General features: G+C 55.5%; 14 protein-coding genes. 11 read left to right on the forward strand and 3 right to left on the reverse strand.

Translation table 11 applies throughout. The features are described 5' to 3' along the window. The first annotated feature begins 896 nt into the window (after window positions 1-896). The 3 genes from IEX74_RS04375 to IEX74_RS04385 are packed head-to-tail and all read left to right on the forward strand — an operon-like array spanning window position 897 to window position 3,610. Window positions 897-2,138, forward strand: a complete 1,242-nt coding sequence (locus IEX74_RS04375; protein WP_229755116.1) for a sensor histidine kinase — start codon at window positions 897-899, stop codon at window positions 2,136-2,138. A 37-nt stretch (window positions 2,139-2,175) separates the two neighbouring features. Next, window positions 2,176-2,574: a response regulator gene (locus IEX74_RS04380; RefSeq protein ID WP_188811405.1), complete on the forward strand. Its 399-nt coding sequence runs from the start codon at window positions 2,176-2,178 to the stop codon at window positions 2,572-2,574. Beyond that, entirely contained in the window at window positions 2,564-3,610 is a 1,047-nt protein-coding gene (locus IEX74_RS04385) for an adenylate/guanylate cyclase domain-containing protein (protein ID WP_188811407.1), read from the forward strand. The genes IEX74_RS04380 and IEX74_RS04385 overlap by 11 nt, the downstream gene beginning before the upstream one ends. A gap of 64 nt (window positions 3,611-3,674) precedes the next feature. Here the strand turns inward: IEX74_RS04385 and IEX74_RS04390 are convergent, their stop codons facing one another. Beyond that, window positions 3,675-6,395: a cyclic nucleotide-binding domain-containing protein gene (locus IEX74_RS04390; RefSeq protein WP_188811409.1), complete on the reverse strand. Its 2,721-nt coding sequence runs from the start codon at window positions 6,393-6,395 to the stop codon at window positions 3,675-3,677. A 118-nt stretch (window positions 6,396-6,513) separates the two neighbouring features. Here IEX74_RS04390 and IEX74_RS04395 point away from each other — a divergent pair, with 118 nt between their 5' ends. From IEX74_RS04395 to IEX74_RS04405, 3 genes are all read left to right on the forward strand, one after another. Further along, the gene (locus IEX74_RS04395) at window positions 6,514-7,101 is read left to right on the forward strand and encodes an HD domain-containing protein (RefSeq protein ID WP_188811411.1); all 588 of its coding nucleotides are present in this window, start codon (window positions 6,514-6,516) and stop codon (window positions 7,099-7,101) included. A gap of 103 nt (window positions 7,102-7,204) precedes the next feature. After that, window positions 7,205-7,690: a MarR family winged helix-turn-helix transcriptional regulator gene (locus IEX74_RS04400; protein ID WP_188811413.1), complete on the forward strand. Its 486-nt coding sequence runs from the start codon at window positions 7,205-7,207 to the stop codon at window positions 7,688-7,690. A 158-nt stretch (window positions 7,691-7,848) separates the two neighbouring features. Continuing rightward, window positions 7,849-8,151, forward strand: coding sequence for a hypothetical protein (locus IEX74_RS04405; protein ID WP_188811415.1), 303 nt, complete (start codon window positions 7,849-7,851; stop codon window positions 8,149-8,151). Between the two features lie 12 nt (window positions 8,152-8,163). Here IEX74_RS04405 and IEX74_RS04410 read toward each other — a convergent pair whose 3' ends face one another. Then, the gene (locus tag IEX74_RS04410) at window positions 8,164-9,420 is read right to left on the reverse strand and encodes a S41 family peptidase (protein WP_188811417.1); all 1,257 of its coding nucleotides are present in this window, start codon (window positions 9,418-9,420) and stop codon (window positions 8,164-8,166) included. 144 nt (window positions 9,421-9,564) lie between these two features. Here IEX74_RS04410 and IEX74_RS04415 point away from each other — a divergent pair, with 144 nt between their 5' ends. Then, on the forward strand, window positions 9,565-10,197 hold the full coding sequence (locus IEX74_RS04415; protein WP_188811419.1) for a pseudouridine synthase: 633 nt from the start codon (window positions 9,565-9,567) through the stop codon (window positions 10,195-10,197). A gap of 112 nt (window positions 10,198-10,309) precedes the next feature. Beyond that, complete coding sequence (locus tag IEX74_RS04420) at window positions 10,310-10,765, forward strand: cold-shock protein (RefSeq protein WP_188811421.1); 456 nt, start codon at window positions 10,310-10,312, stop codon at window positions 10,763-10,765. Window positions 10,766-10,883: 118 nt separating this feature from the next. On the opposite strand, the gene IEX74_RS04425 is transcribed toward IEX74_RS04420, so the two are convergent. Next, window positions 10,884-12,017, reverse strand: coding sequence for a putative sensor domain DACNV-containing protein (locus IEX74_RS04425; protein WP_188811423.1), 1,134 nt, complete (start codon window positions 12,015-12,017; stop codon window positions 10,884-10,886). Between the two features lie 322 nt (window positions 12,018-12,339). Between IEX74_RS04425 and IEX74_RS04430 the strand changes: the two genes are divergently transcribed. From IEX74_RS04430 to uraH, 3 genes are all read left to right on the forward strand, one after another. Continuing rightward, window positions 12,340-13,674 carry an MGH1-like glycoside hydrolase domain-containing protein gene (locus IEX74_RS04430; RefSeq protein ID WP_188811425.1) on the forward strand — a complete coding sequence of 445 codons (1,335 nt, stop codon included), beginning with the start codon at window positions 12,340-12,342 and terminating at the stop codon, window positions 13,672-13,674. A 925-nt stretch (window positions 13,675-14,599) separates the two neighbouring features. After that, on the forward strand, window positions 14,600-15,571 hold the full coding sequence (rlmF, locus tag IEX74_RS04435; RefSeq protein WP_188811427.1) for a 23S rRNA (adenine(1618)-N(6))-methyltransferase RlmF: 972 nt from the start codon (window positions 14,600-14,602) through the stop codon (window positions 15,569-15,571). 371 nt (window positions 15,572-15,942) lie between these two features. After that, window positions 15,943-16,359 carry a hydroxyisourate hydrolase gene (gene uraH / locus IEX74_RS04440; protein WP_188811436.1) on the forward strand — a complete coding sequence of 139 codons (417 nt, stop codon included), beginning with the start codon at window positions 15,943-15,945 and terminating at the stop codon, window positions 16,357-16,359. Window positions 16,360-16,436: the final 77 nt, after the last annotated feature.

The raw sequence follows: 16,436 nt of genomic DNA on the forward strand, positions 1-16,436 counted from the left end.
ACGCTATGTGCGCTGTACCGCCGAAGCAGGCACAGCACCTTACCAATTTGTCTTTTCCAATCACTCAAAGAACGTCTGCTCATCCCAATCAGATGAACGTGGGGGCTAGCACGCTAGCCCATGTATTCACTACCTCTTTGCCTGCTCAGCAGCACCCGTTGCGAAACTGTAGCAAGGCACACTTTTGTTCCCGCGGCTACTCTAATTAGCTTCCGATTGAAGCCTTGGTTCGTTTTGGGAGTGCAAAGATAGCAGCTTCTTTTCTAAAAACAAGCAGAGAGCAAAAATATTTTTCTTAACTCGGTAACTCGTGCGCCCTTCCGGCTGAAGGGGGCTGCAAAAGTACAAAGCCTTTTCATATTCGCAATACCTACCTCCTGTTTTTTTTAGCGACGCCTTTTTTCTATTAAGCAAAGAATGAACTCTGAGGGAAATAAGAACTATGCGCTAGCTTCTAAGCACTTTAGCTGCTAGCGTGCATGAGTTACTATATCCTTTCTAGTATATCACTGAGCATTGTATCTGTCAAGACTTAAGCACGCTAGCGTAGCATTAATAGCAGAATCTAGTGGAATGATCAAGTCTTAACCGATGCCTTAGCGCACCTTTCATTGCAGGTATAAGGAGTAAGTGGGAATCTGTTGTGTTTATTGTAACTCTGCAAGCATGTTTCTAACTAGGTACCAACGAGCTTACTGATGGTCCCAAGCGGCTCCTCATCCATGGATACAGATTTTCTACCTGCTATCAAAGCAAGCGCTATAGTAGGCGCGCTGATTTTTAACATTCTGTTCAGCGTGTTCCTTGCTAAGATTATGCAACGGTTTTTTGACTTGCCCACACGTTTGCCTCGCTGGAATACATTCATTAATAGTATCTGGGTACCCGGTTCTATAGTGAGCTTGATTCTGGTGGTCTTTGGCATTAATACAGACGTGCTGGTCAACATTTTCTGGAGCTGTGCACTGGTGATGATTATACTAGTGCTGGTAAGGCTACGCGATTACCGGCCAGCACGCACTATTCTGACGGCAGTAGCACCTTATACACTTCACCTAGCTGTTACAACCATTTTGCGGCTTCTGAATAGTGGTCTGTTGAAGTACTTCGACGATTTCTTCGAGTCGTGGCGTGTGTTTGGATGGATTTGGCTTTTTTCTTTCATCTGGATTGCTCGAAATCAGAAGAAAACTCTTGCTAAAGAGCAGCTTTTGCGAGAGGAAGAGGAGAAAGCCAAACAGCAAATAGCTGCTCAGAATACAGAGCTAGAGCGTATGGTAGCCGAGCGCACAGCAGCATTGACCCAACAAGCGAAGGCACTACAATCGACGCTTACGGAACTGCGCACCACTCAAGCACAGCTGATTCAGGCGGAAAAGATGGCGAGCCTAGGTGAGCTGACGGCTGGTATTGCTCACGAGATTCAGAATCCGCTGAACTTCGTTAACAACTTCGCTGAGGTGAGTGTGGAGTTGTGTCAGGAGTTGCGTGAGGAGGTGGATAAGCTAGGTTTAGCGGAGGCAGACAAGGAATATATGCTTGAGATTCTAAATGATCTGAGTCATAATCAGGCGAAGATCAACCAACACGGCCAGCGGGCTGCCAGCATCGTGAAGGGAATGCTACAACATAGCCGCGCCAGCACTGGCGAGCGACAAGCCACGGATCTGAACGACTTGGCCGACGAGTACTTGCGCTTGGCTTATCATGGGTTACGCGCCAAAGACAAAACATTTAATGCTACACTTAGTACGAGCTTCGATGAGAAGGTAGGCCAGATAGAAGTGCTGCCGCAAGACCTAGGTCGGGTGCTGCTGAACCTGTTCTCGAATGCTTTTTATGCTGTACAGCAACGGCAAAAGCAAGGGGAGCCTGACTATCAACCCACCGTGACGGTGAGCACCAAACGCGAAAACAGCCAGATAAAAATCTATGTGCGCGACAATGGCACGGGCATTCCGGAGGCAGTGCGCCAGAAGATCTTTCAACCATTTTTCACTACAAAGCCTTCGGGCGAAGGCACCGGCCTAGGCTTATCGTTGAGCTATGACATTGTCACGAAGGCTCATAACGGCACGCTGGCGGTGGAAAGCCAGGAAGGCAAAGGCACCGACTTTATCGTTAGCTTGCCCGCCTAGGTTCTATTTTGCCTACCCATTATTATCTTCGCTGACAATGAAAATACTGGTAGTTGACGACGAAATGGACGTACGCGTGCTTTTTGAGCAGCGCTTCCGAAGGGAGATTCGCAGCGGAGAATTCTCTTTTTCCTTTGCGTATTCGGGCGAAGAGGCGCTGGCCTACCTGCACGAACATGCCTCCGAAGTTGTGCTGATTCTCTCCGATATCAACATGCCGGGCATGAGCGGTTTGGAGTTGCTGCGCCATATCCGGCAAGAGTACCCGGCACCACCTGCTATTCCGTCGCTTCAGGTGATGATGATCACGGCTTATGGTGACGAGACCAGTCGCCTGCAAGCAATGCAATTGGGTGCCAGCGACTTCTTAACCAAACCTGTAGACTTTGCCGCGCTGAAAACGAAACTCATCTCCCTGGAAAATCATGAAAACTAAGATTCTGGTGGTAGACGATGAAGCGGACCTAGAGTTGCTCATCAAACAGAAGTTTCGGCGCAAGATTCGCGAGAACGTATACGAGTTCCTGTTTGCCAGCAACGGCCAAGAAGCCCTGACTCGTGTGCAGGAAACACCAGACTTAGATATCGTACTGAGCGACATCAACATGCCGGTGATGGATGGGCTGACGCTGCTCAGCAAGCTACCAGAAGCTAATCCGGTGATCAAAACGGTGATGGTTTCGGCCTACGGCGATATGCAGAACATTCGCACGGCCATGAACCGCGGGGCCTTCGACTTCGTGTTTAAGCCCGTGGATTTCAGTGACCTAGAGCTGACAATGGACAAAACTGCCTCGCATGTGCAGCAGCTCCGAGAAACACTACGAGCCATCCAGGAAAACAACATCCTGAAGATGTACGTCGATGAAACAGTGCTAAACGTGATGGGGCAACCGGGCTTCGAGAACAAGCTGATGGTAAGCGAATTGGTGGAAGCCACGGTCGTTTTCATGGACATTTGCGGCTTCACAGCTCTTTCCGAAGTACTGCCGCCCGGCGACGTGGTGGGATTGCTCAACAAGTACTTCGACCAGATGGTGCAGGAGGTGATTGCGCAGGGCGGCTACATCGACAAGTTCATGGGCGACGCGGTAATGGCCGTATTCCGCGGCGATTACCACCTCGACCGCGCCATCGACGCGGCGCTATCGGTGCGCAATGTGATACAGGCCAACGAGGATACACTACCGAATGGCAAGCTCTATCGGCCAGAGGTCAGCATCGGCATCAACACGGGCGAGATGGTGTCGGGCAATATCGGCTCAGCGTCGCTCAAGCGCTTGGATTACACCGTAATAGGTGATAACGTGAACGTGAGTCAACGTCTGCAATCGGCGGCCAAGCCGGGTCAGATTATCATCACTGAGGCCATTTATCAGCGCGTAAAAGAGTCGTTTCAGTGCAACCCGGTTGGCGAAGCAACACTGAAGAATAAGACCTTACCTGTGATGACGTATGAGGTAGTAGCGTGAGGTGAGGTGGCGAGGTAGTGAGTTTACTTTTCGGCAATTAGACCTAGGTAGACTCACCACCTCACTATCTCACCATTTCGTTCTGCCGGCGCAGGCGTTGGCATAGCACCCGCATGATGTTGCGCAGCACTTCGCTGCGCTCTTCCATCACATCGTAGAAGTCCTCCTGATCGAGGCGAAAGGCAACGACGTTGCCTTTCGTCACGGCAGTGGCGGAACGCGGCTCCGCGTCGAGCAAAGCTAGCTCGCCGAAGAAGTCGCCTTTGCAGAACGTTGCCAGCTGCTGCGCGCCGTTGAAAATCCTGACTTCTCCCTCATAAACAATAAACAGCGAGGTACCTAGGTCGCCTTTGGCAAATATCTGCTCCTCATCATGAAAGGTCACTTCTTTCATGATGGGCACAATGCTGCTGAGCACGTTTTCGGGCGTAGTAGCGAAAAGGGCAGTATTTTTCAGAACGGCGACGCGCTCGATAGCGGCGATGTGGGAAGTGGTGGCGTGGTGGCTCATGCGCAAAGACGTAAGAGTGGGGTGAGCGGCAAGCAAGGATTGATAAAGCGCAGGCCGACGTTCGGCCACTTGGTCCAGCACCTCAAATGCGCTTTCCTGAACGAGAATATTGGTACTACCTAGGTGCGGCAAAAGCTCCTTTGCGAGCGAAGCTATGGGCTGCCACTGACGCAGCGCCACGCTGATGGTCCAGTCGGAAAAGGTGGTTTCGCCGCACCGGATGATGGTATTTACAATGGGTTCGGCAGCTAGGTTCGAAGTTATCAACCGATCGAATACGCGGACTTTCTCCCGGATAGGCATTACTTCCAACAACGTTTGGAGACCTAGGTAGATGGGACGGGCAATGACGTTGTCCAGCATCTCCAGGGCGTTGGCCTGCCGTTCGCGGGCGGCGTGCGCCACCCCGCGCTGAACGTCGGCAATTGTTTGGGGAGAATACAGCTGAAACAGCAAGCCAAATAGTCGCTGCTGTACTTTGGTCAGCTCGTAGTCGAGGGCACGGTGGAGACCTAGGTCGGCGGTATCTGCCTGACCATGCAGGAGCACCTGAGCCAGCTGCATTTCGGCTAGCACCAAGTCTTCAAACAGCGGTGCGTCAGCGACATCGGGCTCGAAGCTGCGCAACGCCCGCAGGGCAACCTCCCGCCGCGTGAGGCTAGGTTGCTGCGCCAGCTTCACCAGGGCCTGCCGACTAGCGGGCACCCGAATCTCACCGCAAACTCTGGCTATGCGCCGCACCAAAGCATCATCGGAGTTGGTTTGCAGCACAGCCGCCAACTCAGGCACAGCAGTCTGACCTAGCTGCACTAGCTGCTCAGCCGCGATGTGGCGCCGCTTCTTATCAGTTAGTGCCTCGATAAGCTGCTTGACATCTGGCCCGATAGAAGGCTTCGCCGTTGCGTCGTTTTGTTTGTTGCCCGATACTTCTGCCCAGCCTTGGCTAGGTGTGCTAGCTTCATCATGATTCGTGAAGCGGCGACTCAGGGCGTGTTGCAGCTCGGTGAGGTAATGACCATAGGTGCGGTGCAAAAAGTAAACGGCACCGGCCATAAATAGCGCCATCCAGGCAAATGGTGCCCATTGGCTAAGCGCCGGAAAAAAGTGCAGGCCAAAGAGCAGCCCGCCGGCCAGCGCCATACCGAGCGGCTCGTAAAAGCCCTTCACCAACGTGTGCGCCTGCAAGCGCTCCGGTGCCGATAAAGGCTGAAACAGCACCAGAAACACGGGGTCGAAGATGGCGCGGCGCAGCACTTCCAGCAATAGATAAAGGCCACAGAAGTAAAGCAGCAAGGTACTTTCCCTGACCTGCTCCACCCACAAGCCACCGAACAGCAGCAAGCTGGCCAGCACCACAATGGGCAACGCAATCAGCATCCAGCGGATGCCGAGCTTATTCATGACGGCGTGCGAAAACAGCAGCTTGAAAAGCGACGCCAGCAAATACGTGAGCACCAGCACGCTGCCCACGTACCTCATCACGCTGGCCTGGTCGTGAAACTTGTGCTTCACATTCACAAAGAAGGAGTATTCCACGCCCGTCGTGACGGCGGCAATGGCGGTCAGGCTCAAGCACAAGGTCAGCACCAACTGACTATCACCGAACCACTTGCGCAAGCCCGGCGCCACGGCTTGCGTGCGAGCGGCGCGGGCTGCCGCCTTCACTTCTACGTCGTGCAGGCGGCCGGTAGCCCGCAAGGTCAGCAGGGCACCTAGGTAGGCTGCGAAGGCCGTGAGCAACAGCCACAACAGATCCGAGTGGTGGTGAATCAGAATGGCCAGCACGGCACCCAAGGCTTTAGCGGGCATGTCGCCGGAGCTGATAACGCTGAACAATCGACGACCCTGGCGCACATCGAACACCACCGCCGAGACGCCCCAAAACTCCAGATTAGTAAGCAGATAAATAACGCGGTAGCCCGCCATAATAGCCACGGCCGCTGCCACCGAATGACCTAGGGTGATGAGCACGCCCAGCACGCCCGTGACCACCACCACCGATAGCAGTACCCGCACAGCCAAGCTTTGCAGCGGCAAATGATGCTCGTAGTGCCCGTAGATTTTGCTGGCACCCATCATGGCCAGCGCGGCCACGCCATACGCCAGGGGCAAGTTCCGCTCGGGGTTGTTTTCGAGCAGAATCACGTTGGCCGACACGTACACCAGAATGGTCCCGATGCCCAGCAGAAAGTTATGCAGAAAGAACAGCCCGACCGTGCGCCCTTCCTCAGGACGGATGCCAACCAGCTGCTGCCAGCGTTCAAGTAATGTCATGCCAGAGAAAAAAGGAATGTCTAGCGGCTTAATAGAACTGCAAGATAGGCGCCCAATCAGCGCACAGTATCGAATTTTCCTTTTAATATAGAGCATCCTACTCTCCCCGCTGCCTGCCATGGACTGTCACCGCGCCGAAACGTACGTGCTGCGGGAGCTGCGTGAGCACCTCTCGCCTACCCTCCACTACCACGGTCTGCACCATACGCTCGACGTGGTAGCCCAGGCGCAGTTGTTGGCGGAAGGCGAAGGCATCACTGATCTGGAAGACCTAGCCCTGCTGCGCACGGCCGCGCACTACCACGACGCTGGCTTTCTGACTACTTACCAAGGTCACGAGGCGGCCGGCTGCGAGCTGGCGCGCCGCGTGTTGCCCGGCATGGACTACTCGCCGGCGCAGATTGAGCTGATTTGCAGCCTCATCATGGCCACGCGCCTACCCCAAAGCCCCGGCGACTTGCTGCTGGCCAAGATCCTCTGCGACGCCGACCTCGACTACCTAGGTCGGTCGGAGGATTTCTGGCCCATCAGCCACACCTTGCGCACCGAGCTGGAGGCGCACGGCTCGGTAGTAGACGACCAAACCTGGAACGAAGGCCAGGTTAAGTTTTTGAGCGCGCATCACTACTGGACGGCCACCGCCACTGCCCGCGGCGAGGCCAATAAACAAGCCCGCTTAGCGGAAGTGCGCGCTTTGCTGCGCTAAGCAGTCGTTTTCGTTCCTGAGAGGCTGCTCGGCCGCATGTTCCGCTCATAGCTTTATGGTTGAGCTTCAGGAACCTAATGCTGCTGTTCTTACCTTCGCCCTCATGCTTTCAGAAATACTTTTTTACTCCCTCGACCGCGCCATCCGGCAATACCGCAAGTTTGCCCAGGGCAACATCGACCGCGCCGGTATTGACATCACCGTGGATCAGTGGCTGGTGCTGCGCGTGATTGAGGAGCACGACGACCTGACGCAGGCCGAAATGGCAGAGCGCGTGTTCAAAGATCAGGCGTCGGTGGCGCGCATTATTGCCCTGCTGCTCAAGCGGGGTTTGCTGAAAGCCGAGCCGCTGCCGCAGGATGGGCGGCGCATGCGCCTGCGCGTTTCGACGCTCGGCCACGAGGTGCTGGCCGCCGTGCAGCCGGTGGTGCTCAGCAACCGTGCCGTTGCGCTGGCAGGCCTAGCCGAAACCGACCTAGCCCAAATGCGGCAGAGCCTGGAACGCATCTACACCAATTGTCTGCCGAAGACGCCGGTTGTCGAAAGCACGCCGGCCGCGCTGCCTTTGCCGGATAATACCAACCGGTAAGAACCCAGGTTTGATCTTAAAGGAATATACGATTCTCCGCTCCCGGCATTTTGAGCCTGCTTTTTGCATGCTCCTTTATCTGAACCGGAAAAGAACTATCAGAATCTTTATTCGCGCCGCTCACAGGCTAACCTGATCAGCGGCCCGCTTTTGGTCGTATGCTTACATTAATCGACTCATCTTCAAACAACTTGCTTTGCGCAGGCACCGTTGTGCGCGTCGTGTTTTCAACTGTCCCGCCCGAGAACAAAGGCTTGCAGGGCGTGATCCGCAAGCGCTTCAAAACGCACATGCCCAGCTTCCGCATCCGGGCTTGTGGCAAGCTTACCGGCGAGCGGTATTACGTTGATTTTACGGCCCCGAAGGACACGGAAATGCGCAGCATCCGGTACGAAGTCGATACGCTCGCCATGGCGTACGCGGTTAGTATTAAGGATGCCAAAGACGCGCAGCCAGCCTAACCAACCTAGGTGTTATCGGAGCAAGCGTAGCGCCGTGTCCAGAATCACATCCGGGCCGGAGGCGGCGTTGGCTTTACCTAGGTCGATAAACATTCTGGGGCGGTAATTTTCTCGCAGCGTGCCGTTCAGGTGATACAGCTTTTCGGCGGGCAGGCTGAAGCCGATGCCAGAGTTGGGCAACTTGTAGGAATAAATCGCGCCGTTCAGCTTAGCCAGCTTGGTGCCCACTACAGTCGCGCGCTGCATGGCATCGAAGGCAATGGTGATGCCCTCGCCCATGCTGGCCGTCCAATGGTTTACGAGCACAGCCACCGGCCGCTCATACGGCTTAGGTCGCGGCGACACTAACTCCCGCCACTTGCGTTTCACGCCGTAGCTTCTTTCCTCGGCCACCAGCTCGTGCTCCTGGTACGCTTGTTCCTTCGTGATAAAGCGACCTAAGATGGCGCGCGCCACGGTCGTGTTGCCGCCGTTGGGGGTGTCGCGCAGATCCAGCATCAGGGCGCTGGTTTGCTGCATACGGGTAAGCGCGCTGTCGAAAGCTTGAATCAAGCCGTTATTGGACAGCGAGTTATTGATTTTGACATAACCCACTTTCCCGAGTAGCCGCGTCTCGACCAGGCCGTTGTAGCGCACATCTTCTTGCAACATCATCGGCTGATCGGGCAAGTACTCCTTGACCGTACCGGCAGCTTTCACCGTCAGCTTGCGCGGCACATTATGCTTGCCGGCCAGCGCCGCATTCAAGGCGTAGTTCCGCACGCCGGCATCAATGCGCCGGAGGCTCTTGCCGATAAACGGCTGAATGGCCTGTGCCACCGGCACGTCGTTGATAGACACAATTTCCATTCCTGGCCGAATACCTACTTTTTCGGCACCTAGGTGCTGACGCACATCGAGCACTACGGCCCGGCCATCGGCGCTAAACTCCGCGTACAAGTCGCTGCCCGATGGCACCAGCCGCTGCGAGTCGAAGCGGTTGGTCGACAGGGAAGCGTGGTTGTCGTAAAGCTCCACGAACATATTTTCCAGCAGCCGCACCATAGCTCGCCGGGAGCTGATGGTGTCGGCCTGAGGCTGGTAGAGCTGGCGGGCTTTGTTCCAATCCGTCTGCTTTTTGTCGAAGTAGGCGTAGTTGTCCCGCACCACTTCCCAGAAGAAATCGAAGTCTGCGCGGTATTGCTGCGGGGTGAGTTTGGCTTGCGCCGGTAGCGCTCGTGGCAGCAACAAGCACAATAGCAAACCAGTAGCGCCCAACAGATGTCTCATGCACGAAGAAGGCAATAAAGGCTAGCACCGCAAAAAGCGGCGGCCGCTTTTCGTAGCTTCGCTGCGTTTTCAGCTTAGCGCTGTCGAGAAAGCTAGGTTTTAACCAGTGCCTGGCTTCTGACAACCTAGGCCCACTCCTTCTGTATGACGCACCGCCACTTCCTCATTCATAAGCCGTTTGGCTACCTCAGCCAGTTTGTGTGCGAGCTGAAAAAGAAGAAGCTTCTGGGCGAGCTGTACGACTTTCCGGAGGGCACCATGGCCATCGGCCGGCTGGATGAACACAGCGAGGGCCTGCTGCTGCTGACCACCGATGGCCGCGTGAGCGAACAGGTTCGCAGCAAGCACATTGAAAAGGAATACTACGTACAGATTGACGGGCTGATAACGGACGAAGCGCTGGAGCAGCTTCGGCAAGGCGTGGAAATCGGTATTCGGGACGTGAAATACCAGACCAACCCTTGCACGGCTTTCCGGCTAGAGACGGCACCTGGGTTTGCGCCGCGCACCAAGAAAATACGCGACGACCGGCATGGCCCTACCAGCTGGATTTCCGTAACTTTAACGGAAGGAAAGAACCGGCAGATCCGCAAAATGACGGCGGCCGCGGGTTTTCCGACCCTGCGGCTGGTGCGCGTACGCGTGGGCGCTATCCACCTGCACGATCTGCCGCCGGGAATGGTACAGGAAGTTGCTAACTTTGCTCTTCCTGAACGAGAAGAGGTTGACGACGCACCGTCCTTCTTTTCTGGCGCTGAGCAGCAAGAGCTCGGCTAATATGCGCGGCTGCTACGGCGTGAACTATAGTGCTGTAGCATCTGTTTTTAACTATACACCCGCCTCAAATCCAGGTACCACCGGGTGCCTTACATACCCCTTAAGAAAAAGCATGGGCAGATCACAAGCCACCTTCGGCAAGAAGGAAAACGAGAAGAAACGGTTAAAAAAGCGGAACGATAAGGCCGACAAGAAGGAAGAGCGCCAAGCCAATGCCAAAAAAGGCCAGAGCTTAGACGAAATGCTGGCCTACGTGGACGAGAATGGCAACATCTCGGCAACGCCGCCAGATCCGAAGAAGAAAAAGGAAATCAATGCGGACGACATCCGGATTGTGACCCAGAAGCAGGAGGATATGGAGCAGGAAGACCCAATCCGGAAAGGAACGGTGACGTTCTTCAACGAATCCAAAGGGTATGGCTTCATCAAGGATTCGCAGAGCCAGGAGAGCATCTTTGTGCACGTCAACAAGCTGGTGAGCCCGATCAAGGAGAACGATAAAGTAAACTTTGAGGTAGAGATGGGCCCGAAAGGTCCGAGTGCCTTCAATGTAAAGCTAGAGGCTTAACCCTCTACTCTCTACTTATATTGAAAGAGGCAGCAGCTCCGGGGAGCTGCCGCCTCTTTGCGTTTGTGGGCACTGGCCTTAACCTAGGTTTGGCACCTAGCTTTTGCAAACCAGGCCTTTACAGGAGCAGCACGTCGATGCGGTGGGCGTGTACCATCTGCATTTTGGTCGACCAGGCGAAGACGGTGAAGTAGCCATCCTGGGAGGCAACCAAGGCAATGGAGTCGCGCTGATCGTGCACGAACTGGGCGGCGGCCAGGTGGCGGGTACCGCCGTTTTGGGCGGGGTGCATGTGTACGGCCGCGCTTCCCAGCACTGGCTCCGTCATCACCATTTTATCGACGGGCGTGCCAGCCTCGGCGCGGGTGACTTTCACGCCAAAGGCCAGCAGGTCGTAGTCCTGGGTGATGACCGTGGCGCCATCTACGGCAGTAAAGCCCCCGACTAGGCCAATCGTGTGGAGCAGTTTATCCTGCCACTTGCGCTTGGCCTGGTCTTGCTGCTGCATCTCGGCGATGCCGGCGTAGGCCGGTACCACGGGGTAGATCATCGGCTGAACGATAGAGTCTTGCCAGCTATTGGAGCCGGGCGGCACCACCAGTACCAGCCCGCCCCGACCGTGGGCGCGCATGGCCGTAGCCAGCTCCACCAGCACCGTGTTGGTTTCGCCGCTTTTGGTGAGCAGACCGCTCTCGGGCAGAAAGGCTTGCAGCGCGGGGCAGTCGCCGACGGCAGCATTATCGGCGTCAACGACTTGCAACTGGTCGCCGCGCAGAATAGCGACGTTGACGAACTTACCGAAGCCATCGGCGCGGCGGTGCTTAATCACCAGCAAGCCAGGCTCTACCACTTCCAGCACAAAGCACAGGGGCGGAATATTGGTGGTAGTGCCCCACACGTACAGCCCTTCCTCGTCGTGCCACACGCCCAGGTGAATGCCGGGCTGCTCGACGGCAGGAGCTAGCTTGAGCAAGTTGTAGGGCGTAAGCCGGCGCCGCTGCCCAAACAACAGCGGTTGCGGCGCCTCATCGGGCGGCAGCAAGGCCAGCGAGATTTTGGGCGGGTGCCCTTCCTCGCGGCGCAGACTAGCCCAGAAAGCCGCATCAATAACTGCTTCTACTAAGTACGATTCGGGGGGCGAAGCTAAATGTGGTTCTTCCTGAGCCGTAGCCGCCGCCCGATGCCGGGCAAAATGGGCTTCAACCATCGGAGCAACCATGCGAGCCGCCAAGTATGTGGGTTCGGACAACATAGGAGCAATAACAGCGCTTTTCATATGGGAACCTACTTTACGCGAAGCCGGCCGCAGCGGTCGTGCTGCAGCAATTCGCGTGCAAGCACAACCGTGGCCAGTATCATAAGATTAATAACGAGCGTGGCAGTTTAAACAGCTCAGCAGGCAGAATGGCTCGGGGCGGCCACAGAACCTAGGTTCCGGCCTGCTTTACCCGCCCGAAGTCGTCGAATTTGTCGCCTTACTTTCTGTAATTTACCAGGCATCGTAGTTGGTGCGGTCGGCCCGGCCGTGCCGCACGGTGCCGTCACACTCTCCACCTCCTATCCACCCAACCGCCTTGAGAACAATCACTTGGATACGCTACCTAGCTTTGGTTTTTTTCACGGCGGCGCTCTGCCCGAACCTAGCTGCTCAAGCGCCCCAGCCCGCCAGGAGCAGCTTGCCGGCCGCTGGCGGTAGCTGGCAGCAGCTCACCACCAACGCTTCCCGGACCGGCAAACCAGCGTGGCGGCCCATGCTAGCCTACGTGGCCAGCTTACACCAGAAAGGCACCCATCCGGCCACGTGGCCCTTCGACTATGAATGGGAAGACCTAGGCCCGGGCTACGTGTACGGCAATGCTTTCGGGCACTGGGATGTGGTGCATGAGATTATCGACGTGCTGCCCTCGTACCCGGAGCACGCGCTACATCAGCTGCTGAACGACATCAAAAATCAGGAGCCGAATGGGCTGCTGCCGGGCTCCATCTACATGCCGGGCGGCCTGTCGAAGCGCGACTCGGTGACGTGGAACAAGACGACGCAGGGGCATCCGCCGCTCTGGCCCTTGGCCGTGCAGGACTACGTGCGGCTGACCAAAGACAGCGCCGTTATCCGAACCTTCTACACGCCGCTGATTCGGCAGATAGCGTGGTTTGAGAACAACCGCAAGGCAGAAGGTGAAGGCTTTTTCTACAACGACATCCTGCTGAAAAAGTGGGAAAGCGGCGTTGATGAGGGCATTCGCTTCGATGAAGTGGCGAAGGGCCCTCTGGCCTGCGTCGATGCAACCAGCCATGTGTATGCGCTCTACCAAATTGCGGCGCAATGGGCCAGGCAGCTAGGTCTTGATGCGCGCTATTACGAGAAGCGCGCCACCGACTTGCGCACCTTCATCCAGACCGGCTTGTATGTGCCAGCCGATGGCATGTTCTACGATAGCTGGGCCGTGAAAGACCCGGCGCTCCGCAACTTGCCCTTCGAAAGCATGTGGCCCGTTGTGACGGGCGCTGCGACGCCAGCGCAAGCCAATCAATACATCGACAAGTATTTACTCAACAAAACCGTATTCCTGACGGACCACCCGATTGCTACCGTCGGGCGGCGCGACCCGAAGTTTGAGCTGCGCATGTGGCGCGGTCCGGCCTGGAACAGCATGGCGTACTGGGCCGCCCGCGGCTGCCTGCACTACGGCCGAAAAGATGCCGCCAAGATCATCCTGGAAAAGGCTTTGGATGACTCGGCGAAGCAATTCAAGCGCACCGGCACTATTTGGGAGTTTTATAACCCACTGGGTGGCAAGCCCGAAGACGTGAAGCGCAAGCCTAACACCAAGTACAACACGCCTTGCCGCGACTACCTAGGCCATAACCCTTTGATTGAGATGGCCCGGCTGTATGATTCTATAAAGTAGCTTGAGTCAAGTACGTTCGGCGTTTCCCCTGTTGCTATGTAAAATATTTTTAGCACTACAATGAAATAAAAATATTTATATGGTCTCCTATAATTAATTGACTAATTTTCAATTAACACAAGACTCAGTGGCGAACCAATGCAACACTTAGAAAAATATTATCAAACCAATAAAACACATTTTTATGTGCCACGCACCCACTTATGTCAGTTCAGAAGATCGTAAGCAGCTATCAGAGGAGCTGCGTTTTATTTACGACAAACACCTGAGCTTATTCAATGTCAGACGAGAGCATGAATGGAAAGTATTCTTCGGCATGATAACATTAATAGGGCTTTCTAGCGCCGCTTTGATTAACTTTAACATTAAGTTAGTTTCTATACAGCAATACTTCTGGACAATCGGTTTAGCCATTTTATTTTTCGTCCACTTATTCTATCAGAAGGGTATACAACGCAGGAACAGAGTTGATAGAATAGTAATGGATGAAGTCAACCGGCATCTTTGTGCCTTAATGAAATTAAGTGACGATTGCGCTATTAGAATAAGCGTTGATACAGGTCTGAGGCGAGAGACTGTTACTCACGAAAAAATAATTCGCGGGCCCTGGTATAGCCCACGATATCTCTGGGCTTTTATCTTGCAGAATGTAACGCTATTTATAATATGTTTCTTTTCCTGCGTCATTGTTTGGGGAGGTATAACTAAGGGGAAAGATCCAGATAAGAATTCTGCTAGCTCCGAAGTATCAGGCGAGCATTATGCGCCCACATCAGTTGCTGCTAACAAGAGCAACTAACGCCTTCACCGTTTAGCGACTTTGTTGCTTGGATGAGGATTGAAGGTATGAAAGGATTTGGCGCGATAATGCGGCAACTCTCGCTAGCTTTGGCGGCTTTCCACCATCTATGAGTTGCCCCATTGCATGTCTCAGCCCCCCAAAGATACCGCCGACGAAAAGGACAGCCTGCACCCGCGCAACCGCCACCGCGGCCGCTACGATTTCGCGCAGCTCACGCAGAGCGTGCCGGAGCTAGGTTCGTTTGTGGCCGTGAATGCGCACGGCGATGCCAGCATTGATTTCGCGAATCCTGATGCAGTGAAAGTCCTGAATAAGGCCTTGCTGAAGCAGTTCTACGGCATTCAGCTCTGGGATATTCCGGCCGGCTACCTGGCCCCGCCTATTCCCGGCCGCGCCGATTATGTGCACTACCTGGCCGACCTGCTCGGCTCCGTGAACGACGGCGTGGTGGTAACGGGCAAGCGCATTCGGGTGCTCGATGTGGGCGTGGGCGCCAACTGCATCTACCCCATCATTGGGCACCACGAATACGGCTGGCGCTTTATCGGTACGGATGTAGACCCGGTTGCCATTCGGGTAGCCAAGCAGATTGTAGCCAGCAATAGTGGACTGACCGGCGCGGTGGAGCTGCGCCTGCAACCCTCGTCCACCAACATCTTTATCGGCGTCACGAAGCCCAAGGAGGTATTCGACCTGACGATGTGCAACCCGCCGTTTCATGGTTCGCAGGCGGAGGCCGAAGCCAGCACCCGGCGCAAAGAGCAGAACCTAGGTACCAACAAAGGCCCCGCTCCCACCCCAAACTTCGGCGGCAAACCGGGCGAGTTGTGGTACCCTGGCGGCGAAGCTACCTTCCTGTGGCGCCTGGCGGAAGAAAGCGCGCTGTTCCGCGACACGTGCTTCTGGTTTACGGCGCTGGTATCCAAGAAAGAAACCTTGCCCGGCTTGTATAAGTCGCTGCAAAAGCTAGGTGCCGCCGAGGTGCGCACCATCAACATGGCCCAAGGTCAGAAGGTCAGCCGCATCGTGGCCTGGACGTATCTGACTGCCGAGCAGCAGCAGGCGTGGCGCGAAAAGCGCTGGCTGGCGCAGTAGCGCCCTGCGCTGGCGCGAGCTTGCAACTCGTGCCTCACATGCCTGGAGGCTGCGCCTCCGGTTTTCAGACCTAGGCTCTACCCAGGCAATCTTCGGAGCAATACCGCATTGCCGCTGCGCGGCAGTGGAGATACAATCTCCACACCATGTTAGGCACGAGCTGCAAGCTCGCGCCAGCTAGGAGCAGCGCCAGATGGGAGCAGCCCTGACAACGCCGACCTGATTGGCAAAGCTGCCGCGCTGCCCGAAGCCAACATTACCATGCCCTGAGCTGTCCGCGCCACTTAACATTTAGGTAGTGCCAGTGTTCTTCGCTCTTAAGCGGCTCCCGACTGATAGCGGTTATTTTTCCACCTATTGCCTTTTGCAAATTGAAAACCCTCCTTATTTGCCTGCTGAGCTTATTGCCCCTGCTGGGTCTGGCGCAGGCCACCCCAGCCAAAAACCAACTCAGCACCCACATCCTGGACATCAGCACGGGCCAGCCGGCCCCCGGCGTAACGGTGCGCTTGCACCAGTACAATGCCGCGCAAAAAACGTGGACCACCGTGGCTGAGAAGAAAACCGATGCTGCCGGCCGCATTCCCGATTTTCTACCCTCGGCCAGCGCCACCGGCACACCCGGCACCTACAAGCTCACCTTCCTGACCCAGCCCTACTTCGAGAGCAAGAAGCAACAGTCATTCTACCCCTTCATTGAGATAGTGTTTGAGATTAAGGACGGCGCGCACTACCATGTGCCCATCACCCTCTCGCCCTACGGCTACTCCACCTACCGCGGCAGTTGAGGCTACCCGGTTCCTTACCAAACGCAAAAGAGGCGGCAGCTCCTGGGAACTGCCGCCTCTTTTGCGTTTTACTGCAA

The organism is Hymenobacter cavernae (genome assembly GCF_014641455.1).
GTDB classification, from domain to species: Bacteria; Bacteroidota; Bacteroidia; order Cytophagales; family Hymenobacteraceae; genus Hymenobacter; species Hymenobacter cavernae.